Annotated in this window: 1 protein-coding gene; it reads left to right on the top strand. The window is 67.4% G+C overall.

Annotated elements, in window-relative coordinates:
- A partial coding sequence (locus GYA94_RS26600; protein ID WP_161893447.1) for an MFS transporter occupies positions 1-877 on the top strand: 877 nt, incomplete at both ends.

Below are 877 nucleotides of genomic sequence, written 5' to 3'. Positions count from 1 at the left end.
CACCCCGCTAGACCCCGCCACCGCCCGCTGGATCCCCTGGGTGGTCGCCATCGCCTTCTTCATGCAGTCCCTGGACGGCACCATCCTCAACACCGCGCTGCCGGCCATGGCCCGCTCGCTGGCCGAAGACCCGCTGCGGATGCAGGGCGTAATCATTGCCTACATGCTCACGGTGGCCCTGCTGATACCCGCCTCGGGCTGGATCGCCGACCGCTTCGGCACCAAGCGCATCTTCTTCAGCGCCATCCTGCTGTTCAGCTTTGGTTCGCTGCTATGCGCCGCCGCCAACAGCCTTGGCTTCCTGATTTTCGCCCGTGTGGTGCAGGGCCTGGGCGGTGCGCTGATGCTGCCGGTCGGGCGGCTGGTGGTGTTGCGCGCCTACCCGCGCAGCGAGCTGGTACGCATCATGAGCTTCATTACCATCCCCGGCCTGCTCGGGCCACTGCTGGGTCCGACGGTGGGCGGCTGGCTGGTGGAGATCCTCAGCTGGCACTGGATTTTCCTGCTCAACCTGCCTGTCGGCCTGCTGGGCTGCTACGCCGTCTGGAAGTTCATCCCCGACCTGCGCGGCGCTGAACGCACCCGCTTCGATACCCCTGGCTTCCTGCTGTTCGGCGCCGCGATGGTGCTGATCACCATTGCCATGGAGGGGCTCGGCGAGCTGCACCTGCCGCACCTGCGGGTGATGCTGCTGCTGTTTGCCGGCATGGCGTGCCTGGCTGCCTACTGGCTGCGCGCCGGGCGCGACCCCGAGCCGCTGTTCTCGCCCAGCCTGTTCCGCGTGCGCACCTTCGCTATTGGTATCCTGGGCAACCTGTTCGCGCGCCTGGGCAGCGGCGCCCTGCCGTTCCTGGTGCCGTTGCTACTGCAAGTCGCA

The organism is Pseudomonas juntendi, assembly GCF_009932375.1.
Classification (GTDB): domain Bacteria; phylum Pseudomonadota; class Gammaproteobacteria; order Pseudomonadales; family Pseudomonadaceae; genus Aquipseudomonas; species Aquipseudomonas juntendi.
This window is presented reverse-complemented; position numbering and strand designations above follow the sequence as displayed.